A 20885-nucleotide genomic window follows, 5' to 3' on the forward strand; every position below is an offset into this window, starting at 1 on the left:
CGACTCCTATGACCAGTGAAACTACCAACTAGTAGGAAGACAAAATGACCAGAGCTATTCTCCCCGCCAATGATCAAACCACCATCGCATCTGGCGATCGGGAACAGTGGCTGACGCGCTACTATGTCTCGCGCGCAGCCTTTTCCGCAATCTGGGTGGCGGCGGCTTTGACGGTCGGGCGCCAGTCGCCTGCCCTCGCGGCGGGTTTGCTGATCCTCTATCCGGCCTGGGATGCCGCCGCCAACCTGGTCGACGCAGCCCGCAATGGCGGCCTGGCAAACAACCGCAGCCAGGCGGTCAACGTCATCGTCAGCGCGGTGACGACCGCTGCCGTGATCGTCGCGCTGACGATGAGCATGAACTGGGTTCTCGGCGTCTTTGGCCTGTGGGCCATCTTTTCCGGCCTGCTGCAGCTTACAACCGCCATCCGGCGCTGGAAGACCGATGGCGGCCAGTGGGCCATGGTCCTCAGCGGCGGTCAATCCGCGGTGGCGGGGGCCTTCTTCATCGCCCAGGCACGCATGCCGGAACCGCCGTCCATTGCCAATATCGCCGGATATGCCGGCCTCGGCGCCTTCTACTTCCTGGTTTCGGCCGTCTGGCGGAGCGTCACGCAGATGCGGCGGAAGCGGGCCTGAGCCGTCATGCCCGCGGCCGATGGCGGCCAGAGTCCATCCTCGGGACAGGCCCTGGGAAGACAGAGCGCGGGGTGAACGTCCGTGTCGTTCACACCTGCGCCCCGCCGCTATTCCAGAATGACGACGGCTTCAACCTCGAAGAGCATGGGGTCGATCGCCAGCTTGGGAACGGGGATCAGCGTTTGCGCCGGCAGGGTTTCGCCGAACATGTCCTTGACGTTCCTGGTCAACACCTCAAGCTTGGACATGTCGTGATCGACCACGAAAACCGTGAGCTTGGCGACCTGATCCGGCCTGGCGCCGAGCCCCTCGAGAGCGGTGCGCAGATTTGCGTAAGCCTGCTTCACCTGGACGGCGAAGTCGGGCGATAAGGCCCCCGTCCCGTCCTGGCCGCCCTGCCCGGAGATATAAGCGAGCCTGGCCTCGCGGGGCACGATCACCGCCGTGCTGTAGCCATTCGGCGTCGGGTCGTAGAGGTTTTTCGGATTGACGATCTCAAGCTTGAGATCCTTCGCATTGGCTGTCGTCGCAGTGGGAATTGCCATGGTCATGATGATGAGCCCTCCGATAAGCAGATGATTGATTGCGCGTGACATGATTTTTCTTTCGGGATCTGGGGATTGCGAGGAACGACCCTCGCGGCCGGCAGGATTGAATGACTCGTACAATGTACGATCCAATGTCATCGTACGCTGTACGAGTCAATCGGTCAGGATCGACATTCCTGGCATTGTCGGTTTAGATCGGCGTTCTGATCACTAGGGAACACGGATGGCAGCCAAACGCAGCGGCGCTGAGAGCAAACAGTCTCGACGGACGGTCGCCTCACCCCGGCCCGGGCAGGCGCCGCGCGGCGAAGCGCCCCTCTCGCTGGAACGGATCGTGGCGAGCGCGGTGGAACTGCTGGATGCCGAAGGCCTCGACGGCTTGAAGATGCGCCGGCTCGCCGATCGCCTCGGCGCGGGCGCGATGAGCCTCTATTGGCACGTCGGCAACAAGGAGGCGGTCTTCGATCTGGCGCTCGACGCGGTGCTCGAATATCGCCGGTCGCCTGAGATCGTCGCGCCCCAGGACTGGCGCGGGGAAATCATCCATATGCTCGAAGACTGGCGCGCCGGCATGCTGCGCCATCCCTGGTCGGCATCGCTTTTGCCGCGCCGGGCGCTCGGCCCGAACATCCTCAGCCGCCTGGAACTGCTGGGCAAGACCCTGTCCAAAGCCGGTGTCGCCGACGCGGATTTGAACGTCGCGATATGGTCGCTCTGGAACTATGTGATCGGCGCCACCATCACCCGGGCGAACTTCGAGCTCTCGGACGACGACAGGGCCGCCGCGCAGCAGCGCCTGACGGATCTCAGCCAACACTATCCGACAATCGAACGTTCCCGCCTGCTGCTCGACAATGATTGGGACGGCGCCTTCCGCAAAGGCCTCGATTTCCTGCTCGACGGCCTGGCTCCGAGACAATGAGCATTCGTCATCATCACCGCCGGATCCAGTCGGCGGAAGCGCGCAGGCACCCATCACCGGGTCATGTCGATTGCGGGCCTGCAACGGCAACTCTCGACGCACTACGGCGGTAAAGTCGAACTTCGTGCCGGCTTCGCTCAGCTTTGCCAGACCCCAAAGGCCGGCCTCGGGACCGGCCCCGGCACGGCCGTCACAATCAACCACCGGGAAAGCGCCGGTTTGCGAACCGACATTTCTACGGCCGCGTAGGAACCGATTGGCTTCCCAAGCGCTACACTAGCGGAGCCCCACGAGGTTCACACTCCAATTTGGCCGAGTGAGCGATGAAAAATGGCAAGGCGGTCGTCCTGGTCGTCGAAGACAGCACGATCATTCGGATGGGTGCCGTCGATCTGGTGCTCTCTGCGGGATACGAAGCGCTGGAGGCGCGTGATGCGGACGAGGCAATTCGCATCCTTGAGTCGCGAGACGATGTCGATCTGGTCTTCACCGACGTTCAGATGCCCGGCACGATGGATGGCATCAAGCTATCTCATTACATCAGGGATCGGTGGCCGCCCGTCAGGTTGATTGTTGCATCCGGCGAAGCCATCCTCGAAGAGAGCAGTCTCCCCACCGGCAGCCGGTTTTTCTCGAAACCCTACGACAGCCACGCGATTACCGATGCAATGGCCCATCTGCTGTCGATCGGGAATAATGAGTGGATAAATTAAGTGTTTTCTCCCCCACAAGCCATTGTGGGCGCGTTGTCGAAGACGCCGAAGTCCGCAGCGATGTTGAAAACATCACCGCGCGAACCGCAAAGTCGATCGTAGCTCTCGCCCACGACCTGTCGGTGTTTTTGTGGGCGCATATATCCTTTGGCCGGGGGAAGCGCATTTCCTCAGGACGTGGGAGACCGAGCAATTTGTCGATCGTCTCTTCTGAATTCAGTCACGGTCGGTCGCTGCGACGCAATTCGCGGGGCGCGCTATGACACGGGACTGCCACAGCCTCAAGCCGCGCGTGAGCGCGACCCGAGAGCGTGATGAAGGCGGCCGGGCGGGCCGCCTCGGCTTCATCAGGCCGTACGTCTGACCATTCTGGCAACAGCGATCAGGATGCAGGCTCCGATGAAGCCCGCGATCAGATAACCCAGCCAGCCGCCCAGGGCGACGCCGAAGAGCGACAGGATAAAGTTGGCGACGATGGCGCCGACAATACCGAGTATGATGTTCATGAGCACGCCCATGTTGCTCTTCATGAGCAATTCGGCGAGCCAGCCGGCAATGCCGCCGATGATGATTGCGGCGATCCAGCCGATACCTGCATTTTCCATAGCAATTCCCCATTGTGAAATACGCCGGCTATCGCGTCTCGCAGGTCGAGCTAAACCGATTGCCAAGCGACAAGACTATAACCTTCGGCGGCGCCAGTTGGTTCCATAAGCCCCCGCCCCCAGCGGTCATGTGCGCCTCGCGATCTGATTCAGTCACCTGTCGGCCGCGGGCCAATCGTTGGAAGGTTCCTCTATCACCTCGTCGTCCGCGGGATCGGGGTCGCGCTCAAGGGCTGCGCGCAGATTGCCGATCTCCTTGATGATCGCATCGAAGACGTCCTGCTGCCTGGCCCCGGCCACAACGCAGTCGTCGACGAGATGGTCCAGCTTGGCGCGAAGCCCGACTTTCCAGTTATTTTTGCTCATGGCCTTCTCCTCCTCTGTCTGACAGTTCCCACCGCCGTTGACAGGCGGGCGGCGGCTTCCGCCTGGCGTTTCGTTGCACATCGCCGCTGTTCCTGACATCGATCGGCGGCGTCGACGATCCGCATTCATCCCGCTTTCTTGCGGACGCTTCGGCCTTTGACGTGGCGCGGCTTGTCGCCGTCGTCCAAGGAACGGCGGGAAACTATTGGCGCCCGGTGCGCCTGAAGCCGCTCCTCCCCCATCACCTTACCAATCGGTAAGTTGTGGCCAAGCCGTCCTCTCGGCTAAATCTCGCCATCCAGGCAAGTCGGGAACGATCGGGCTGATGCGAATCCTGCTTATCGAGGACGATACGAAGACGTCCGATTATATCGCCAAGGGCTTCTCCGAGGCAGGGCATGTCTGTGACGTGTTCGGCGACGGCCGCGACGGACTGTTTCAGGCGCAGCGCGAGGCCTATGACGTCATCGTCGTCGATCGCATGCTTCCGGGCCTCGACGGGTTGGCGATCGTGCGTTCACTTAGGGCTGCCAAGGTCGGCACACCGGCGCTGTTCCTGACGTCGATCGGCGGCGTCGACGATCGGGTCGAGGGGCTGGAGGCGGGCGGCGACGATTATCTGGTCAAACCCTTCGCCTTCTCCGAGCTTCTGGCGCGCGTCAATGCGCTTGGCCGCCGCCCGCCGGTGCAGGAGCAGCGGACGGTGCTGAAGGTTGCCGATCTCGAGCTCGATCTGATCCGCCGGGAGGCCCGCCGCGCCGGGCAGATGATCGAGCTGCAGCCGCGCGAATTCACCCTGCTCGAGGTGCTGATGCGCGGCGAAGGCCGGGTCATCACCAAGACCATGCTGCTGGAACGGGTCTGGGATTTCCACTTCGATCCGAAGACCAGCGTCGTCGAGACCCATATCAGCCGGCTGAGAGCCAAGGTCGACAAGCCGTTCGAGGCCCAGCTTCTGCACACCGTCCGCAACACCGGATACAGCCTGCATGCGCCTCGAACAGGATGATTTCAGGCCCATCCTGTTCGCAATCTAGAGAGCAAGAGCATGATGTCGTCCGAAAACCGCGCACACTTTTCGGCATCATGCTCCAGCCTGCGCAGGAGCACGCCGTTCCGGCTTGCCGTCACCTTCGGCGTGCTCTTCGTCGTCGCCTTCATCTTGAGCGGCGCGATCATCTATCACATGCTGCGCCTCGGCCTTGCGCGCGATCTCGAACAGTCGCTGGGCGAGATGAATTCGCTGATCGTCTCGACCTACGAACCCAATGACACCGAAGACCTGGTCAACACGCTGAACAATTATGCGAGCTTCCAATCGACCTCCGACGGGCTTTATTCGCTAACCGATGCAGGCGGGCGCAAACTTGCCGGCAATTTCGCCGCACCCCGCATCCCGAACGGCGTCTATACCGTCACCTCCAGGGATGTCGGGCTGAAGGGGCATGAACGCTATCGGATGCAGGTGTCGACCATCGGCCCCTACAGCCTGGTGGTGGCGGAAAACTTCAACGATGTCGACGAGATGCTGCGGATCGTGCTGGTGAGCTTCGAATGGGCCGCCGCGATCGTCGTGGCGACCGCGATCGGCGGCGGCGTCTTTCTCGCCGTCCGCGCCCAGGCGCGGCTGGACAGCGTCGCCCACACGATGAACGACGTCTCGCACGGCGCGCTCGACGCCCGCATTGCCATCAGCGGCAACGGCGACGATCTCGATATGGTGGCGCTCCAGATCAACGCGGCGCTGGAGCGGCTGCAGAGATTGGTCGAGAGCATGCGGCAGGTGAGTGCCGATATCGCCCACGATCTGAAGACGCCGCTCAACCGGTTGCGCCTGACGCTCGATGCCGCGGTGGCTGGAAATGACCGGCAGGCGGATGTTTCGGCTCTGCTTGACGAAGCGAGACACGAGAGCGACCGGATCAACGCCACCTTCGAGGCGCTGCTGCGCATTTCCCAGATCGAGGCCGGCGCCCGCAAGGAGCGTTTCCAGGCGACCGACATCGATGCCGTGCTGGCCGTGATTTCCGAAGTCTATGTCGATGTCGCGGAAGATGCGCGCCAGTCCTTGACGATCGCGGAGCGCTGTCCCGCGCTCGTTTGGGGCGACCGCGATCTGTTGACGCAGATGATCGCCAACCTGGTGGAAAACGCGATCAACCACTGCCCGGCCGGAACCGCCATCACGGTTTCGCTCCGCCGCCAGGGCGGCCGCGCCGTCCTCTCGGTCGCCGATAGCGGCCCCGGCATTCCCGCCGGCGAAAGGGACAAGGTCTTCCGACGTCTCTACCGGCTCGACAAGAGCCGCACGACACCGGGAAGCGGCCTCGGACTCAGCCTCGTCAAGGCCATCGCCGAGCTGCATTCGGCTGATATCACCATGGCGGACAATCATCCCGGCCTCATCGTTTCGGTTAGCTTCCCGCTGATGCCGGGGGAGCGGTCCTGACCGCTCATCCCCTGGGGAGCGGTTCTAGCCGCTCATCCCCAGGGGAGCGGTTCTAGCCGCTCATCCCCGGGGGAGCGGTTCTAACCGCTCATCCCCGGGGGAGCGGTTCTAACCGCTCACCCGCCAAGCCGCGAGACGGCGCAAGCGGCGCGCAAACCGGCGCATTTCAGCGGCCGTGCGATAGGGCAGGACGCTCCATGGCCGGCGGCGGCCAAGCCGGTAGGTCGACAGCCCTGCCTGTATCTGGGAACAGGGATCCGCCCTTTGGCTCACCGGCGCCGGCTCAACGAAGCAGGCGCTCAGCCCCTCATCGAACTCCAGATCGAAGGCGAGATCATAGGGCAGGCACATGGGCAGAAGCGCGCCAGCAATCCACCCGGCCGCGTTGCGATTGATCAGATAGGCGCCGGACCCCTTCTCGCGGGTGAGCGCGATGGCAAGCGAGCGCGACGCGGTCAGCGGCTCCACCTTGTGCTTTTTCCCGGAGCTGACGGTAGACAGACGCAGGATGTCCCAGCGCGCCTGATGCTCGAGGGCGGCGTCGAGCAGCTCGGCCAGATCGTCATCGAAATCGAGATCGTCTTCCAGAATGAGCGCGAACTCGGCATTGCTGGCGAGGAAGCGCCTGGCGCATTCGACATGGCTGAGATAGCAGCCGATCTCGAAAGGGTTCGGCCGGCGGCCGTGCCGGCTGAGATAGGCCGCTTCGTCGAAGCCCGGATGCGGCAGGCTTAGGCACGCGCCATCGACCGCGGCCACGCGCTCGAAGGCAAGGCCGACGCTTGCCAGCAGGCGCTCCATTCGAAATCTGCGCAATGGCGCACGGTCGAGATTGATCAGGTAGGTGTTGACCCGCAGGCTGACCGGATGAATGGCCGGCATAAGGGTGGCAGGTGCGGCGCGCATATTCATGAGAGAGCTACCTCGACTTGGCAATGACGGCGCCAAGCCTGCGCTCCAAACCTCACGGGGACCTCGCCCGAACCATACATTTTCGTAAAGTGCGGCGGTCGAACAGCCGGGGCTGCATTCTTACGGATTGGTATAGTGCCGGCAAAGGACGCGTAAGAATGCCGCACTACCAGCTCTCGTGCGGCACGCAGCGGACGCCTCCCTTCCCGCGATCGAACCGACAACCACCGCGCCTTCGATGACGACAGCGACCACTGCGTGCCGCGCCGTTTGACCCTTGGCAACGGACTCCCGGGGATCCCGCTGAGACCGGCCCCAACCTCCGTCATTCCAGGCCTTGAGCCTGGAATCCAGGCCCGCTGCTGATGGAGGCGAGAATGTGGATCCTCGGGTCAAGCCCGAGGAGGACGGAGCGTGAGGAGACGTCTGGGCAACAGCTGGCCGATACGGCCCGGTTGTGTCGGCATCGTTTTTCGTGAAAAGTTGCGGCATGAGTGACCACGTCAAGATCGACATTCGCGCCCTGCGCAAAATTGGGTGGGATCATTGGGACCCCATCGGAATTCGTCAGCTCGACGATTCAGCCTGGCGAGACGACGCAGCCGATGAATACGACACCTATCTCCTTCAGGCCGCCAACATGATCCTGCAGGGCGCGACAGTCGAAACGGTTGCGGCCTATCTCGATGACATCATTTTCGATTCTATGGCGCTCGGACCTCCAAGCGAGGCCGTTCATCGCGCTTCCCTGCGTACGGCCGAAGCGATCTCGGCCTATTTGCAGGTCGATCGAGCACACTTCTGAGGCACAGGCATCCTCGAACAGTCTCTGAAAAGGGGAAAATCTTGGCCGAGAATGATTATGATGCGTTCGCGGCGGCTTATGATGCCGATAACGAGGTCAATGCCTGGAATGCCTATTACGAGCGGCCGGCTATTCTTGCCCTGGTTGGCGACGCCGCCGGGCTTTCCGTGCTCGATGCCGGATGCGGCGGCGGGGCGCATGCGGCAGCGCTGATCGAGCGCGGGGCTGTCGTGACCGGGATCGACGCAAGTGCCGGCATGCTTGATATCGCGCAGCGTCGCCTGGAAGGGCGCGCGCGCCTGCTGACCGCTGATCTCAACGAGCCCTTGCCATTCGAGGACAAGGCTTTCGACCTGATCCTTGCCTCGCTCGTCCTGCATTATCTGCCCGACTGGTCGAGGCCGCTTTCGGAATTCAACCGGCTGCTCGCGGCAGGCGGTCGCCTGGTTTTTTCCACGCACCATCCCTTCATGGATCACGCCTCGACCGGCCGCGACAATTATTTCGAGACCTACAGCTTCGATGAGACCTGGCAGCGCGGCGGAAGGGAGATCGCCATGCGCTTCTGGCATCGGCCGCTGCACGCCATGTTCGAGGCGCTGAAGTCGGCCGGATTTCAGATCGACATCGTCAGCGAGCCCCAGCCCGACCCGCAAGCCCGCACGCTTTTTCCGCAGGCCTATCAGAGCCTGACGACCAAGCCGCGGTTCCTGTTCTTTTCGGTGGTGAAAGTGTGACGACGGGTGCTGGTACCGGGGTCTGTTGACTCTCTCGGGCGTGGTGTTCCGAGGTCGCGGAGCTATCCCTGCCTTTGAATAGCACCGCCGGACGGCGGCTTGCTTATCGAAGGATAAAGCTGCCGTTCGAGGTCGATCCGAGGAACGTGCTATGTGTTAGGATGCGACCCGAAGGCGGAATGCGGAATGCGACAGACGCACTGCGAGGGGCGGTGTGATCGCACCCGAATTTGCGCGACCGAGAGCCGACGTTCAAAGGGGAGACGAGGACGATGCCGACACCACAGCAACCCAGTCTGATAGTTCGACAGAAATCCCCACCGAACATCGAGTTTCCGTTTGCGTCGCTCTCCGATTGGCTGATCCCGACCGAGCAGTTCTTCGTGCGAAACCATTTCCCGTCGCCGGACCTCGATGCGCGAGACTGGAGATTGCGCGTCGGCGGGGCGGTGGAGCGGCCGATCGAACTTGACCTCGACAGCATCAAGGCGATGCGGAGCACGACTTTATCAGCCGTCGTCGAGTGTGCAGGGAACGGGCGCGTCTATTATGAGCCGCCGAAGGAGGGGTTGCAGTGGCAGAACGGAGCCGTCGGCAATGCCGCGTGGACAGGTGTTCTTCTGCGCGAGATTTTGGAAATGGCGGGCGTTAAGCCAACCGCATGTGAGGTTCTGCTCGCAGGCGCCGACAGCGGCGTCGTCGACACGAACAAGAAAACGGCTTCTCCCGGCCCCATCGCTTTTGCGCGCAGTTTACCGCTTGAGAAGGCCATCGCCGACAGCACGATCCTTGCCTATTCGATGAACGAGGCGCCGTTGACGCGCGATCACGGCTACCCGCTGCGCGCGGTCGTGGGTGGCTGGTTCGGCATGGCTTGGGTCAAGTGGATCACGGATATCACGGTTGTGGAGCAACCGTTCCTTGGCTACTGGCAGGCGCGCGACTATTTCCGTTGGGAGCGCAACCTCGGGGAACCCAGGCTGGTCCCCCTTGCGGAGATGGAGGTCAAAGCGCAGATCGCGCGTCCCGTCCAGGGGGCGCAGCTCATCGCCGGCCAACCGTACCGGATTTTCGGAGCCGCCTGGAGCGGAGAGGCTCCTATCCGGCAGGTGCAGGTCTGCACCGGAGATGGCAGGGGCTGGCGCGAGGGAAGGCTCCTCGAAACAGAACGTCCCTTTGCATGGCGCTTGTGGGAGTACATGTGGACCCCTGAAGAAGTGGGGCGATATCCACTGCGATGTCGCGCTGTCGATGGGGCGGGGAGCGTGCAGCCCGAGCTCCAGCGTTCCGACTGCGAGAGCTACGCGGCCAATTGGATCATTCCGGTGGAGGTTACGGTCGTTCCCGAGCCACAGACGTACCAGGAGGAATTCGTGATCTGATCACCCGCTGGGGCGGAATGGCGGCTTTTCGCGCTTTGTTGCCGTGACGTTTCGACGGCAAACCCCGATGGCAGGGCTGCTTCTGGTGCTTCATCTTCGAAAGCGGACGAGATCTTCCAATTCACTGTCACCCATTGACGTGAACCGGTTTCACCCCAATACGGTCAGGCCAGCCAGACAGACAACAGGAGTGCAAAGTGAGCGAACCGACCGTAGCCGATGCAACAAACCGCATTTATGAGTCGCTCCAGGCTGATAACGCCGAAATCGACGCGCATATCGCCACTCTCAAGGCGGCGTTGACGCGGGCGGGTTTGAAAGAGGCCGTATTCGACCCGGCCAGGCTCGTGCAGAATAACCGGTCCGGCAGGAAGCGAATGCAGGCCTACTTTCGCCAGCGCGGTGTCATGGTGACATTCTCAGCCTCGTGAAGCCTTCCCATCAAGGCAGACGGCTGTAATCACCTCAGCGGGGCGAGCAGCGTGACGTCGGGGCATTTGCGACACTGCGGGGCCGAGCAATTCCGGCGTCAACCGCCCCTCGCCCCGCCGTAAGCCCCCTGCTCGCCCACAAGAGCAGCAGCGGCATCCGGCTGAGGTCTTCGGCTCGATCGGCACGGTTCTGGCGAAAACACACGCCCCGCCCTCCGTCATCCCAGGCCTTGAGCCTGGGATCCATGGCCGTGGCTGATGGAGGCCGGCGTGGATCCTCGGGTCAAGCCCGAGGAGGACGGAGGGTGGGGTGAGCTCTGCGGCAAATACAGTGATGGCGGATGGGAGATGGGCGATTTTTTCGCCCATTGCCCCGTCATCACCCACCCCTCGCCCCGCGCAACGCCGTCAACCCCCGCCGCAGCCACAGCAGCTGCTGCGGCGGCATCTGGCGCAAATGGTCGTAATCCATCACCGTGACATTATAGACCGTGCTCCTGACCTGCGGTCCATCTGGGCAGCGCAGCAGGATGCCCTGCAGGGCCATCATGCGGTTGCTGGCCTTGCGGGCGCGGTCGGCGTGGGTGTCGGTCACCTCGCCTTCGTGGCCCTTGACGGCAAAGAGCGATTGCGCCCTCGGGCTCGGGGCCGGAATGCCTGTGGTCTTGTGGTAGCGGGCGATCGCCTCGGCATAGTCGTCGCCGGCCTGGCGCTGCTCGGCGGTGATCAGGCCGTCGAGGAAGATGCGACCGAGGGTGTAGCCGGCAAAGGGGCTCCTGACCGTCTCGTCGGCCACCGTCCGGCCGAAGCCGTGGATGCGGCGGCGGGCCGATATCGCCACGCTGATATTCTCCTTCTCGGTTTCGAAGGGCTTGATCTTGCCGCAGGGAAAACGCTCGACATTCTCCTTGCGCGGCCGGCCGGCGCCCTTGTTGACCCGTCCTGTCTTCACCTTGGTGGCCTTGCCGCCCATGCTGATCGTCCTTCTATCGAATGATGCCGTTTCTGAGTGCCGCGGCGACCAGCGCCGTATCCTTGAAGACGCCGAGCCGCGCCTTGGCGTTTGATATGTGCGTATTCACCGTGATGTGGGAGATGCCGAGAATGGTGCCGATCTCGGCTGCCGTCTTGCCCGCCGCCATCCAGCGGATGATTTCGGTTTCGCGTGGGGTGACCTTGCTCATGGCTCTGCAGGCCCATCGATGCACGGCACGCGCGGCATCGTCACATGGGCGCCCGACATGGTCACCCGCGTCACGCGGTCGGGGTGGCGGATCGGCTGGACGGGCGGGCCCGCCTTCGGCTGCGGATGCCAGGCGTCCTGCCTCGAGGGAAACCTGTCGCGGTTGCGGGATGCCATGTTGATGACGGTGTTCTTCTTCGATCCGAACATGACGGCGATCTCTCTGGCCGACAGCCCTTCATTCCAGAGCTTTTCCGCCTTGACGATCTTGTCTTCCGTCCAGAATGTGATGGTCATCTCAATGCCTCCTCAGGTCGTGCGGCCCTTGCAATGATCGGGTTGTCGGGGAACATCCTGGCGAGCTCCCGCTTGGCGTTGCGGCTGCCATTGGCGGCGTCGCGCAGCAGCTGCATCTTGTAGGCGGCGACCTTCGGCTGCGGCCTCTCCGGCTCGGCCTCCATGCGCGGGCGGCTCTCCGCCTCGATCGCCGCCTGCTGATGGCGGCATTGCTCGGCGAAACTGGCGCAGCTCGGAGCGAAGGCGCGGTTATGATCCCGGACCTTTCCGCAGATGAAGAGTTTGGCCGCCTGCCAGACCGCCTCCAGCGGAATGCCCTCGATCGCGACGAGATAGGCGCGGATCTGCATGTCGGGATCAGTGCCTGCGGATGCCGGGAAACCCGAAAGCATCCCAGCTATGATCTTCACCGGAGAGGAAATCTCTTGCGGCATCCACTGTCGTCCTTCTCGTACTGCTGTTGATCGACCCGGCCTCCCTCGCCTTCTCCTTGAGGTACCAGTCGCATTTGATCGCCTGCCAGCCGCGGAAGATCTGCATCTCGGCGGCGCCGACCGGGTCGCCGGTCGCCAGATATTCCCGCGCCTGCATCCTCGCCGCATAAACCGTCAGCGGCTTCTTCAGCGTGCGTTTGCGATGCTCGATGATCGCCGCTGCCAGCTCCTCCCCCAGCACCGGGCTGAGGATGTCCATGATCTCCTGGTTCATTGTTTCCTTCGCCATGCGATGTCCTTTCCCGATTGAGATGGCCGGCCTCAAACCCGCAGCCGCCGTCGGCCGCCGGCGAAATTGACCGGCGTGCCCGGCTTGAGGGGGCGGCGGGGAAAGCGGCGAATCTCCGCGCCGGCATGGTCCTGCTGGGCGGTGTCGCCCTTCTCGGCGCTTCGAAGCGTGTGGATCTCGGTTTCGACGGACGGCACCGACACGCCGAGGATGGCAGCGATTTCGATATAGTCCCGGCCGGAGCGGAAGAGCTCGAGCGCGTTCATGTGGGTGCCTTGCTGCGCCGGGGCGGCCTTGAGCTGGAAGCTCATCGCTTGATCCTTCTTTCGAACGCGGTTCGCCGTTCCCGCCGAAGCGGGTGCTGCCAACGTCTTTGATTTTTCACGGATGACGACCGGAGCCCGGCTCTGTTGCGGAGCAAAAGCTCCGGTCGTCTGCCAGGCCGCCGCCTGGGTCGGGCACGAGCGCGCCCGGCGGGCACGACATCGTCGCGCCCGGGATGCCGGCGTCGCCGAGGGAGGGCAACGACGCCAGCCACCGATAGCCGTCAGGGAGGAGTGAGGCTGTCGGGATCGGGGATCGGAAGAGCGCCGGGGGCGATCTCCCGCAGCTCTTTCGGGCTGGTCGGCCGGCTGCAAGTCTCGCAGTGGCGCTCGATCACCTCGGCGATCGACAGCGCCTTGCCGCAATTCGGGCAGCCGGTGTAGCGGGCGGGCGGGGTGGAGATGGTCACAGCGACTCCACCTCCCGGTTGGCGTTCAGCACCTGCTGCAGGGCCTTGGCGAGGAAGGGGATATCCTCGTTGCGAACTGGTATCGCGGACATCCGCCCTCCCCTTGGCCCTTGCGGCCGGTGAATGACGACGCCGGTCGGCACGACGTCCATGGCGAGCCTATCCTCCGAGGAAATGGTGAACCTCATGGCGTCTCCTCCAGTCCGAAAGGCTGGCCCGTTGTTGATGATGTCGGTGTTTGTCATGGCGATTAGGGTACAATTAATACCCGATATGTCAAGCACATTAGGGCATGACATGTACCTTAATTTAGGGTATTTTTTATATCATGTTGAAAGATCAGGAACAATTTGAACGCGAAGAACGCGCAAAGCGCCTCGTCATGGCCAGGAAGAATGCTGGCTTTGCCGGGCCGAAGGCGATCGTCGATCGGTTCGGCTGGAATGCGAATGTCTACAAGGCGCATGAATCCGGCCGCAACGGCTTCGGCATCGCCGATGCGAAGAAGTATGCCCGCGCTTTCAAGGTCAATCTCAACTGGCTGCAGTTCGGCACCGGCAACGCGCTCGATCCCGATGAGCTGCCGGTCTCCGTCGCCGATGTGCCGAAGATCTCCTGGGTCAGCGCCGGCCAGCTCAGCGAGCAGGCGCCGATCACCGACTTCTCGGAATTCCCGACGGTCGCCGCCCTCGATCTGCCCGATGGCGAATGGATCGCGCTCGAGGTCGAGGGCAATTCGATGAACAAGATCTCGCCGCCGGGCTCGATCATCTTCGTCAATCTGCGCGACAAGCGCCTGGCGCCGAACGCGCTCTATGTCGTCGCCGACGAAACGGGCGCCGCGACCTACAAGCGCTATCGCCCGAACGACAACCCGCCCTTCCAGCCCGCCTCCTACGAGGACGTGCCGCCGCCGGAATTCCAGGGCGCCGTCACCATCGTCGGCCGCGTCCGCCGATCGATCATCGAGATGTAGGGATGAGAGCGCAAGGCGCGGAAACGATGCCGCGAATCAATCAAATTCAATAGAAAAAACAGGATGATCCGCCCTTCATCGCGCGCCGGCAGAATCTGATTCTACATCGTCACGGCGGCGGTGCTTCTCCTGGCATACAGCGCCGCGCGGGAGATGTACGGCCTGTAGGATTTCGCTCCGAAGCTCGCCGATCCCCAGCCGGGATCACGAGGGATATCGGGACGACGCATCCTCTGAGGCCACAAATTGCGGAAGCTCCGGATGCCGTTCGCGCACCACTCGCGACACCGCCACCAGGATGGACCGGATGGCGGCGGGAAACATATCCTTCGGCAGCTTCTCCTCCCACGGATCGTAGAACTCGGTGATGCCAGGCCCGCCTCGATCACCTCGTCGGTGATTTCGATGTCGCTGCGCATCGCCGGCCTCCTTTTTTCTCCTAGCTTCATACTCCAACTTCAGTTCTCCATCCTCTCTCTTCAGCTTAGGAGGAGAAGGTTCCTGAAGGCTGGTGAGGGAGGGTTCCGGCCAAAGCTTCCCCCTACCCCATGAGCAAAGCCCATGAAGCCGGGAGAGCATTGGCCAAGTCCTGAAGGCCGGAGCCGGGATGGGACACGTGCCAGAGGGGCCATTCGCTTCGCCCTCGTCCTGATTTTCTGACAGCGCACTTAAGGACTTTCGCTTCCCGCGCCGCTGGGCTTCGTCAGCTCGGGAGTTGCACCCGGTCGCCCAATCACTTGATCAAGACATACGCCTACGATTCGTACCTCGTCAATCCAAGAGGTATTTTTTATACCTTTTTCCGTTGACGCGATCGGGTATAATAAATACCTTAACCTCACAAGCCGACCAGAGGCGCGAGAGGACAGGCGATGCAGCACATTCGCAAGATCGAGACAGAGGAGAGCAAGCGGGACGCCCGCTGGAATGCGGCGCGCACGATGGGCGACTGCCGCGCCTATATGGCCAACGAGGCCCAGCGCATGGGCGCCCTCGGCTTTGCCTTCCTGCGCCGTCCCGAACATTCGATCCGCGGCCCGTCCTGGCTGCGCGGTGCTGCGGCCAGCGTCGAGGAGCACTACCGCTATGCCCGCGAGATCATGGGCATCACCGATTCCGATCAGCTTTACGCCTGAGGGGAACGGAGATGTCTGCCGCCAATCCCACATCCGAACCATCGACCGAGCGCCCTTCCCGTCCCGCCGCCCGGCGGGCCGGAGCAACCGAAAAGACCGGCGCCACGGCCCGTTTCACCGCCGGGGCGCCCGATCTCCTGGAGGCGCTGGTGGAGGCCGAACGCTTTTTCGACGGCAGCGACGATCACGGCTGCCCGCTTCACCAGAAGATCCTCGCCGCCATCGATACGGTGAAAGGCGGCGCATCATGAGCGATTGCCCGATCAAGGCCTTTTCCGGCTGCGCCTGCCCGCCCGGTGACTGCGCGCAAAAGCCCGTCACCCCGGCGCCGGTCACCTTCGTCTCGTGGCGGACCCAGGCCATTGCCTGCCTCGCCTTCGGTTTCCTCGCGGCGATCATCTCGGCCGCCTGGATGGAGACGCAGTTCAAAACCCGGGATCTGCGATACCAGGAGCATGTGTCATGGAAGTGAGCCAGGGCTTTTGCCGACACTGCCGATCAGGAGCTGAACTTGATGTCGCTCGCCTTCGCCGCGGTAATGAACGCCCGCCGCACCTGCTCGGGCCCGGCGGCATCGTTGAACACGTCAAGCACAAGACGTTCGGCAGCCTTCGCCGCCGGCGTCTGCTCGGGCCAGTCATTCAGCAACGTGTTGCCGGCCTGAACAACATTATAGACCGTCCTCACCTTGCCATTGATGGTGATCTTCACCGGCTTGAACCTTCGTCGCCTGCTCATGATGCATCCCCTCACGCTGGAAATACGCGACTCAACGAATCACCGCGGGACTCGTTCCGGTTGAGATGATTCTTCGTTCGCCAGCCGGGCGCCGAGCCCGATGTCCTCCGTCTGCATGACAGGGCCCGGCTCGGATGCGTGCGAGAATGCGGCAGATGAAGCCCGAACCGGGAGGCAACACAATGGACCTTCAGAGTCTCGTCGCCGCGCACATGCCAAACCGCCGCCGCCCCACGCCGATGGGCGCCGCGGCCGAGGACCGATACTACCGAAATCAGATCACCCTGCCGCGCCTGAGGCTTCGGCTACTCGGGCTGACTGCCGCGACCGCCGGCCTGACGCTGCTGCTGGCCGGCGTCATCCACACATGAGGTGCCGTCATGCTCCGACAGACCGATCATGCTATGCTGCGATCCGTTGTGGGGGACCGCGCGATGGACGACAGCGAGGCTGACCGGGCGGCGATCATGGCCGTGATCCGCGCCGAAACCGAGGCCTGGCTGCAGCGGGACTTCGAGGCGCTGGCGAGCCACTGGGTGCAGTCGCCGCAGACCCGGCGGATGGAATATTTCGCCTCGCTCGGCGTCCGGGTGGACGAAGGCTGGGACCCGATCGCCGCGCGGATCAGGAAGATCGTCGAGCGATTCCCGGAGAAATATGCCTTTTCGGAGCGCGTCCGCTGGGAAAAGGTCAACATCGTCGTCGACGGCAACATGGCCTGGATGACCTTCGATCAGATCGGCAGCGACACCGGCGAAGATCGCAAGCGCCAGCTGCGGATCCTCCAGCGGATCGACGGCGCTTGGAAGATCGGCTGCATGGTGATGATGGAGAGCAGCGTCGAGGAGGCGAACTGCCCGCTGATCGAGGTCGACACGGATGCCAGGATCCTCTGGACGAACCGGCTGGCGCGGGAGCGGATGCACGGCCATCCCGGGCTCGTCGCCGCCGCCGGCCGCCTGCGTGCCCGGCAGCGCGAACACGACGCAGCACTGCGGGAGGCGGTGCGCCTGGCGTTCCGCGAGCTGCAGAGCCAGAGGCCGCTGAACATCGCGCCGAAGCAGGCCTGGGCGGTGGGGCTTGGCGAAGACGCGGCCGGGATTCCGCTCCACTGCTGGGTTCTGCTCGAGGACGGCAAGGCGCTGGTCTCCTTCGACGACGCCGAGACTGTGGTGCGCCGGATCGCGAGCGCGCGGGAGGTCTTCGGCCTCTCGCCGGCGCAGACCCGGCTTGCCCGCCTGATCGTCGATGGCCACGATCTCGCAGCCGCCGCCGATCTGCTCGGGGTCAGTGTCAACACGTTGCGCACCCAGCTACAGCGCATCTTCGACAAAACCGGCGTACGCAACCAGGCGGCATTGGTACGGGCGCTGCTGAGCGCTGGGGCTCCGAGCACATAGCCTCGACCGCCGGCCCTGTGTGGCATCCCCACCAACCCAACCTTTCGATCTCGGCCATGATGCGCCGATCAGGCGATACGGTCTTCTCGAACTTGTTCGTCCAGAATCCCGTGTTGGACTTGGGTGTCGTCGCTAATTGCATCCGCATCGATCTGAACCTGATCTAAACCCGACCCTCCAAAAGAGATCGTGATATGGTTGGAGTCCAATTTGGAGAGGGGGCTATGCTGAAAAATCCTATAGTTGGACTGGTGGTTGGCGCGCTCATGGTTTTTGCGACCCACGCGGCAGCGACTGCCGATCCGCTCCCCAAAGGTTTTGAGCGCCACAAGTTCAACGGATCGGTCAGACCGGAGGTCAAGGGCGGCGTGACCCGGTTTGAGATATTCGACCGTCAGTGTTCCAACGTCGACTATGGAGATGGACGGGGCGAAAATGATTGCCGCAATGGCAACGTCCGCTCCACGATTCGCTATACGCGAGACATGAGGGTTGGCGAAAGCGTCGAATACAAGTTTGATTTCCGGCTCGATCCGACTTTTGCCTACAAAGGCTGGCACAACAACTCCGCAAATGGCTTTTATCCCGATGGCTGGGACAGCCATTTGCGTTTCGCGTCCTGGGAAGGACCGGCAATCCACAATTTCATCTACATGCTGAAGGCCGACACGCGCAACGGCGTGAACTTTCTCGCCCGCCAGTGCCAAAAATCGGAAGATTTCGGCAAATGGGCGACATTCTCGCTGAAAATCCGATGGGCAAACGATGACAGCGGATGGGTTACGGCAAGCTGCGACAACAAGGTGATCTACGCCGCCGAAGGCGAAGCAACCAACCAGGCTCCGCATTGCTGGGAATCGAACGAGTGCGAGCCGCAATCAAACCGCGACCCAAAATCATTCAACTTCATTCTCGGCCCGGTGATGATGGGTTGGGGCAACGAATGGAAGAACTATGACCATCATACGTCCCAGTTTGACGTGGTGCAGCCGGATGGTATCGGCATCGATGTCCGCAATGTCAGTGTGACCCGCGGCGTCAGCGCCTATTCCGCCGAACAAGCAGTTTTGCTCAAGACGTTGCAGCAGCAACTGGCTCATTTGGGCTGCAAGCCAGGGAATGTTGAGGGCAAGCCTGACAAGGCAACACGGCAAGCCGCTCTCTCTTGCCGCAAGTTCGAGAGCGGTTCGCTTCCCCAAGCGCTCAATCTCACGACACTGCGAGCCTTCGCTGACGCCTATGCCAAGCCGGAGACCGCCAGTCTGCCTTCAGGCAACGCCGCGGCTGGTACCGAAAACGTTTCGTCAAAACCGAGGACCTATATCAAGCTGGGCGAAATGCTTGCCATGAAGACAGGCAAGGACACCAAGGTGAATTCCAACTTCTATGGCAAGATCAAAGGCGCCAAGAAGGGGCAGAACGAGCTGGACTTCATCGTACTGGGTCAGTTCGATTACACCGACAACACTTTCAGCCAGCTGTCATTTCTTCTCCAAGACAATCTCTCCAAGGCCGAAGTGAATGCCGCGGCCAAGTGCGGCTATGGGACGATCAGATTTCCAGATGGCACCGATCATTTGGAGATCGGCATGAAACGTTCAGGAAACTCATTCTCGTCCCCACCAAGAACTGACTGCTTGATTCAAGCGCTCGGCAAACGACCGGCATCGCAGGTTCCCTACCTCACCACCGGGTTTGCCGATCTGGCTAAATCAATGGTTTCCGACGGCGGTTGGAAGAAACTGCGGCATGAAGGTCTGAAGATATTTGTCAAACGTGTTGCGGATGGTGAAATCACAGTCGGCGGCTGAGATCGCAGCACAGCGCCGCACGTTCCAGCGGCGGCGGCTTCTTCTCCACCGCGTTCCGGTCGGAGTCATTCACACCCGCTCGGCCTCACGCCGCACGGATTATGCCAACGAGATAAAGCGATCCCGTCACGAGAACCCATGCGCCCGATTCCGCGGCGCCGGCCAGTGCTTCCTGATAGGCCTCGAGCGGGTCCGGCACGACGATGCTCAGCAGCCCAAGGCTGTCCGCAATCGTCTTCAGCTGTTGCGGCGAGCGCGATCTGGCGCCGACGGTGGTGAAGATGATCGACATATCGTGGCGCGTCATCGTCGACAGCAAGCCTGCCGCGTCCTTGTCTTCCGCGATTGACACGACGGCAATGCAGGGAGCGCGGTACTTTTCTTCCTGCGAGAGGTCGCTCAGAACCGCAGCAAGGTTGAAGGGAACATGCGCGCCGTCCAGCACCACGTTGACCTTATCGCCGTGGCTGGTGACGACGGCGAGTTTCTCGAGCCGTCCCGGCAGGCGGGCAGCTTCGATCGTCGAGGGATCGAGGAGCTGTTCTCCAAGTGGCTCCGACACCGCGCTTGCGGCCTTTGTCATCACGCCCATTTTTCCGAGGACATCCAGAACCGCTGCCGCCACGGCAACATTCCGCTGCTCAATCGTTGCGTCGGGCGGCACGATGGGGCGTCGCACGGCAGAGCCGAGTTCTGCTGCCCGGGCGGATACGACGGCGCCTGCCTCGTCCGCCTCCGGCAGGAGTGTGACGACCGTTGTGCCGGGCTTTATGATTCCCGCCTTCTCGAAAGCAATGGCGGCGCGGGTTTTGCCGAGGATTTCGGTGTGCTCGAGATCGATATTGGTGATAACGGCGACATCGCTTTGAACGATATTGGTCGAGTCCCACCGCCCTCCAAGTCCGGTTTCGAGAACGGCCCACTCCACGCCTTCCATGCTGAAGATCAGCAAGGCCGAAACCGTCAGGATATCGAACCAGGTTGCTCCCTGCGCGGCTGTCGCCTCTCGCCTTGCGTCTTTGAATGCCGCCAGCGCTGCCCCAAGCGCGTCCGCCAAGCGCTCCTCGCCGACCGGACGGCCATCAATGCTGACCCGCTCGGTGATGTGCATGACATGCGGCGAGGCATATCGCCCGACGGCGAAGCCCGCCCGCGCAAGACCCGCCTCGACCAGGGCGCAGGTCGAGCCTTTGCCCTTGGTGCCGGCCACATGGACGATACGGAAGCTGTTCTGGGGATCGCCAAGCCGGCGAGCGAGATCGCGCATCGGCTCCAGATCGACCCGCATATCGCCGCGCGGGCGGCGTTCCCAATTCGTGAGTTGATCAAGTTCGGCTAGACAATTCGCAAGCCGTTCACTTTCGATGCGGGACGACATGG

General features: G+C 62.5%; 31 protein-coding genes and 1 pseudogene. 17 read left to right on the plus strand and 15 right to left on the minus strand.

From position 1 onward, the window contains the following. Positions 1 to 44 precede the first annotated feature (44 nt). Entirely contained in the window at positions 45 to 638 is a 594-nt protein-coding gene (locus ACMUVN_RS30570) for a DUF308 domain-containing protein (RefSeq protein ID WP_063476548.1), read from the plus strand. Positions 639 to 745: 107 nt separating this feature from the next. Here ACMUVN_RS30570 and ACMUVN_RS30575 read toward each other — a convergent pair whose 3' ends face one another. Then, entirely contained in the window at positions 746 to 1234 is a 489-nt protein-coding gene (locus tag ACMUVN_RS30575) for a RidA family protein (RefSeq protein WP_183905792.1), read from the minus strand. Positions 1235 to 1409: 175 nt separating this feature from the next. Between ACMUVN_RS30575 and ACMUVN_RS30580 the strand changes: the two genes are divergently transcribed. The 3 genes and pseudogenes from ACMUVN_RS30580 (at position 1410) to ACMUVN_RS30590 (ending at position 2821) form a co-directional block, all read left to right on the plus strand. Next, the gene (locus ACMUVN_RS30580; protein ID WP_414815910.1) at positions 1410 to 2108 is read left to right on the plus strand and encodes a TetR/AcrR family transcriptional regulator; all 699 of its coding nucleotides are present in this window, start codon (positions 1410 to 1412) and stop codon (positions 2106 to 2108) included. A 17-nt stretch (positions 2109 to 2125) separates the two neighbouring features. Beyond that, positions 2126 to 2435 (plus strand): annotated as a pseudogene (locus tag ACMUVN_RS30585) (hypothetical protein); the annotation flags it as partial. Then, the gene (locus ACMUVN_RS30590; RefSeq protein WP_414815911.1) at positions 2432 to 2821 is read left to right on the plus strand and encodes a response regulator; all 390 of its coding nucleotides are present in this window, start codon (positions 2432 to 2434) and stop codon (positions 2819 to 2821) included. The pseudogene ACMUVN_RS30585 and the gene ACMUVN_RS30590, both read left to right, overlap by 4 nt. A 347-nt stretch (positions 2822 to 3168) precedes the next feature. Here ACMUVN_RS30590 and ACMUVN_RS30595 read toward each other — a convergent pair whose 3' ends face one another. Continuing rightward, on the minus strand, positions 3169 to 3426 hold the full coding sequence (locus ACMUVN_RS30595) for a GlsB/YeaQ/YmgE family stress response membrane protein (protein WP_047614066.1): 258 nt from the start codon (positions 3424 to 3426) through the stop codon (positions 3169 to 3171). A gap of 153 nt (positions 3427 to 3579) precedes the next feature. Beyond that, positions 3580 to 3792 (minus strand): hypothetical protein, encoded by a 213-nt coding sequence (locus tag ACMUVN_RS30600; RefSeq protein ID WP_127430449.1) that lies wholly within the window; start codon positions 3790 to 3792, stop codon positions 3580 to 3582. 325 nt (positions 3793 to 4117) lie between these two features. Between ACMUVN_RS30600 and ACMUVN_RS30605 the strand changes: the two genes are divergently transcribed. Both ACMUVN_RS30605 and ACMUVN_RS30610 read left to right on the plus strand, forming a co-directional pair. Beyond that, entirely contained in the window at positions 4118 to 4801 is a 684-nt protein-coding gene (locus ACMUVN_RS30605) for a winged helix-turn-helix domain-containing protein (protein ID WP_063476543.1), read from the plus strand. Positions 4802 to 4840: 39 nt separating this feature from the next. Next, positions 4841 to 6241, plus strand: coding sequence for an ATP-binding protein (locus tag ACMUVN_RS30610; protein WP_414815912.1), 1401 nt, complete (start codon positions 4841 to 4843; stop codon positions 6239 to 6241). Positions 6242 to 6349: 108 nt separating this feature from the next. Here the strand turns inward: ACMUVN_RS30610 and ACMUVN_RS30615 are convergent, their stop codons facing one another. Further along, positions 6350 to 7153 carry a glycosyltransferase family 25 protein gene (locus ACMUVN_RS30615; RefSeq protein WP_414815913.1) on the minus strand — a complete coding sequence of 268 codons (804 nt, stop codon included), beginning with the start codon at positions 7151 to 7153 and terminating at the stop codon, positions 6350 to 6352. 457 nt (positions 7154 to 7610) lie between these two features. Between ACMUVN_RS30615 and ACMUVN_RS30620 the strand changes: the two genes are divergently transcribed. The 4 genes from ACMUVN_RS30620 (at position 7611) to ACMUVN_RS30635 (ending at position 10508) form a co-directional block, all read left to right on the plus strand. Further along, positions 7611 to 7958: a hypothetical protein gene (locus ACMUVN_RS30620; RefSeq protein ID WP_414815914.1), complete on the plus strand. Its 348-nt coding sequence runs from the start codon at positions 7611 to 7613 to the stop codon at positions 7956 to 7958. Positions 7959 to 7999: 41 nt separating this feature from the next. After that, a complete protein-coding gene (locus tag ACMUVN_RS30625; protein WP_414815915.1) occupies positions 8000 to 8695 on the plus strand; it encodes a class I SAM-dependent methyltransferase in 696 nt (231 codons plus the stop codon). Positions 8696 to 8967: 272 nt separating this feature from the next. Then, the gene (locus ACMUVN_RS30630) at positions 8968 to 10077 is read left to right on the plus strand and encodes a sulfite oxidase (protein ID WP_414815916.1); all 1110 of its coding nucleotides are present in this window, start codon (positions 8968 to 8970) and stop codon (positions 10075 to 10077) included. 197 nt (positions 10078 to 10274) lie between these two features. Then, a complete protein-coding gene (locus ACMUVN_RS30635) occupies positions 10275 to 10508 on the plus strand; it encodes a hypothetical protein (protein ID WP_063476538.1) in 234 nt (77 codons plus the stop codon). Between the two features lie 379 nt (positions 10509 to 10887). On the opposite strand, the gene ACMUVN_RS30640 is transcribed toward ACMUVN_RS30635, so the two are convergent. The 8 genes from ACMUVN_RS30640 to ACMUVN_RS30675 form a co-directional block, all read right to left on the minus strand. Then, positions 10888 to 11481: a hypothetical protein gene (locus ACMUVN_RS30640; protein WP_414815917.1), complete on the minus strand. Its 594-nt coding sequence runs from the start codon at positions 11479 to 11481 to the stop codon at positions 10888 to 10890. A gap of 13 nt (positions 11482 to 11494) precedes the next feature. Further along, a complete protein-coding gene (locus ACMUVN_RS30645) occupies positions 11495 to 11692 on the minus strand; it encodes a response regulator transcription factor (RefSeq protein WP_063476536.1) in 198 nt (65 codons plus the stop codon). Continuing rightward, complete coding sequence (locus ACMUVN_RS30650) at positions 11689 to 11988, minus strand: GcrA cell cycle regulator (protein WP_414815918.1); 300 nt, start codon at positions 11986 to 11988, stop codon at positions 11689 to 11691. Before ACMUVN_RS30650 ends, ACMUVN_RS30645 begins: the two co-directional genes overlap by 4 nt. Then, positions 11985 to 12380, minus strand: a complete 396-nt coding sequence (locus ACMUVN_RS30655; RefSeq protein WP_063476534.1) for a hypothetical protein — start codon at positions 12378 to 12380, stop codon at positions 11985 to 11987. The genes ACMUVN_RS30650 and ACMUVN_RS30655 overlap by 4 nt, the downstream gene beginning before the upstream one ends. Next, a complete protein-coding gene (locus tag ACMUVN_RS30660; RefSeq protein ID WP_184390567.1) occupies positions 12346 to 12711 on the minus strand; it encodes a hypothetical protein in 366 nt (121 codons plus the stop codon). The genes ACMUVN_RS30655 and ACMUVN_RS30660 overlap by 35 nt, the downstream gene beginning before the upstream one ends. 32 nt (positions 12712 to 12743) lie before the next feature. Further along, positions 12744 to 13022: a sigma-70 family RNA polymerase sigma factor gene (locus tag ACMUVN_RS30665; protein WP_184390564.1), complete on the minus strand. Its 279-nt coding sequence runs from the start codon at positions 13020 to 13022 to the stop codon at positions 12744 to 12746. A gap of 236 nt (positions 13023 to 13258) precedes the next feature. After that, a complete protein-coding gene (locus ACMUVN_RS30670; protein WP_047614037.1) occupies positions 13259 to 13444 on the minus strand; it encodes a hypothetical protein in 186 nt (61 codons plus the stop codon). Then, positions 13441 to 13632, minus strand: a complete 192-nt coding sequence (locus ACMUVN_RS30675; protein ID WP_047614454.1) for a hypothetical protein — start codon at positions 13630 to 13632, stop codon at positions 13441 to 13443. The genes ACMUVN_RS30670 and ACMUVN_RS30675 overlap by 4 nt, the downstream gene beginning before the upstream one ends. A gap of 140 nt (positions 13633 to 13772) precedes the next feature. Between ACMUVN_RS30675 and ACMUVN_RS30680 the strand changes: the two genes are divergently transcribed. Continuing rightward, positions 13773 to 14420 (plus strand): S24 family peptidase, encoded by a 648-nt coding sequence (locus tag ACMUVN_RS30680; protein ID WP_007627142.1) that lies wholly within the window; start codon positions 13773 to 13775, stop codon positions 14418 to 14420. Positions 14421 to 14624: 204 nt separating this feature from the next. On the opposite strand, the gene ACMUVN_RS30685 is transcribed toward ACMUVN_RS30680, so the two are convergent. Further along, entirely contained in the window at positions 14625 to 14876 is a 252-nt protein-coding gene (locus ACMUVN_RS30685; RefSeq protein WP_414815919.1) for a hypothetical protein, read from the minus strand. A 416-nt stretch (positions 14877 to 15292) separates the two neighbouring features. Between ACMUVN_RS30685 and ACMUVN_RS30690 the strand changes: the two genes are divergently transcribed. Genes ACMUVN_RS30690 through ACMUVN_RS30700 form a run of 3 tightly spaced genes read left to right on the plus strand, consistent with a single transcriptional unit; the run spans position 15293 to position 16028 of the window. Continuing rightward, positions 15293 to 15556 (plus strand): hypothetical protein, encoded by a 264-nt coding sequence (locus ACMUVN_RS30690; protein WP_414815920.1) that lies wholly within the window; start codon positions 15293 to 15295, stop codon positions 15554 to 15556. 11 nt (positions 15557 to 15567) lie between these two features. Then, on the plus strand, positions 15568 to 15807 hold the full coding sequence (locus ACMUVN_RS30695) for a hypothetical protein (RefSeq protein ID WP_047614030.1): 240 nt from the start codon (positions 15568 to 15570) through the stop codon (positions 15805 to 15807). Beyond that, entirely contained in the window at positions 15804 to 16028 is a 225-nt protein-coding gene (locus ACMUVN_RS30700) for a hypothetical protein (RefSeq protein ID WP_047614028.1), read from the plus strand. The genes ACMUVN_RS30695 and ACMUVN_RS30700 overlap by 4 nt, the downstream gene beginning before the upstream one ends. Positions 16029 to 16054: 26 nt before the next feature. On the opposite strand, the gene ACMUVN_RS30705 is transcribed toward ACMUVN_RS30700, so the two are convergent. Beyond that, positions 16055 to 16294 (minus strand): DUF982 domain-containing protein, encoded by a 240-nt coding sequence (locus ACMUVN_RS30705; RefSeq protein WP_018069182.1) that lies wholly within the window; start codon positions 16292 to 16294, stop codon positions 16055 to 16057. A gap of 182 nt (positions 16295 to 16476) precedes the next feature. On the opposite strand from ACMUVN_RS30705, the gene ACMUVN_RS30710 reads away from it, so the two are divergent. From ACMUVN_RS30710 to ACMUVN_RS30720, 3 genes are all read left to right on the plus strand, one after another. Beyond that, complete coding sequence (locus tag ACMUVN_RS30710; RefSeq protein ID WP_047614453.1) at positions 16477 to 16665, plus strand: hypothetical protein; 189 nt, start codon at positions 16477 to 16479, stop codon at positions 16663 to 16665. A gap of 9 nt (positions 16666 to 16674) precedes the next feature. Then, positions 16675 to 17694, plus strand: a complete 1020-nt coding sequence (locus ACMUVN_RS30715) for a LuxR family transcriptional regulator (RefSeq protein ID WP_414815921.1) — start codon at positions 16675 to 16677, stop codon at positions 17692 to 17694. 224 nt (positions 17695 to 17918) lie between these two features. Next, positions 17919 to 19505 carry a hypothetical protein gene (locus tag ACMUVN_RS30720; RefSeq protein WP_414815922.1) on the plus strand — a complete coding sequence of 529 codons (1587 nt, stop codon included), beginning with the start codon at positions 17919 to 17921 and terminating at the stop codon, positions 19503 to 19505. 85 nt (positions 19506 to 19590) lie between these two features. Here ACMUVN_RS30720 and ACMUVN_RS30725 read toward each other — a convergent pair whose 3' ends face one another. Continuing rightward, positions 19591 to 20883 (minus strand): bifunctional folylpolyglutamate synthase/dihydrofolate synthase, encoded by a 1293-nt coding sequence (locus ACMUVN_RS30725; RefSeq protein WP_414815923.1) that lies wholly within the window; start codon positions 20881 to 20883, stop codon positions 19591 to 19593. Positions 20884 to 20885 lie beyond the last annotated feature (2 nt).

The sequence above is a fragment of the Rhizobium sp. IY2 genome, assembly GCF_047532935.1.
Lineage (GTDB): Bacteria > Pseudomonadota > Alphaproteobacteria > Rhizobiales > Rhizobiaceae > Rhizobium > Rhizobium anhuiense.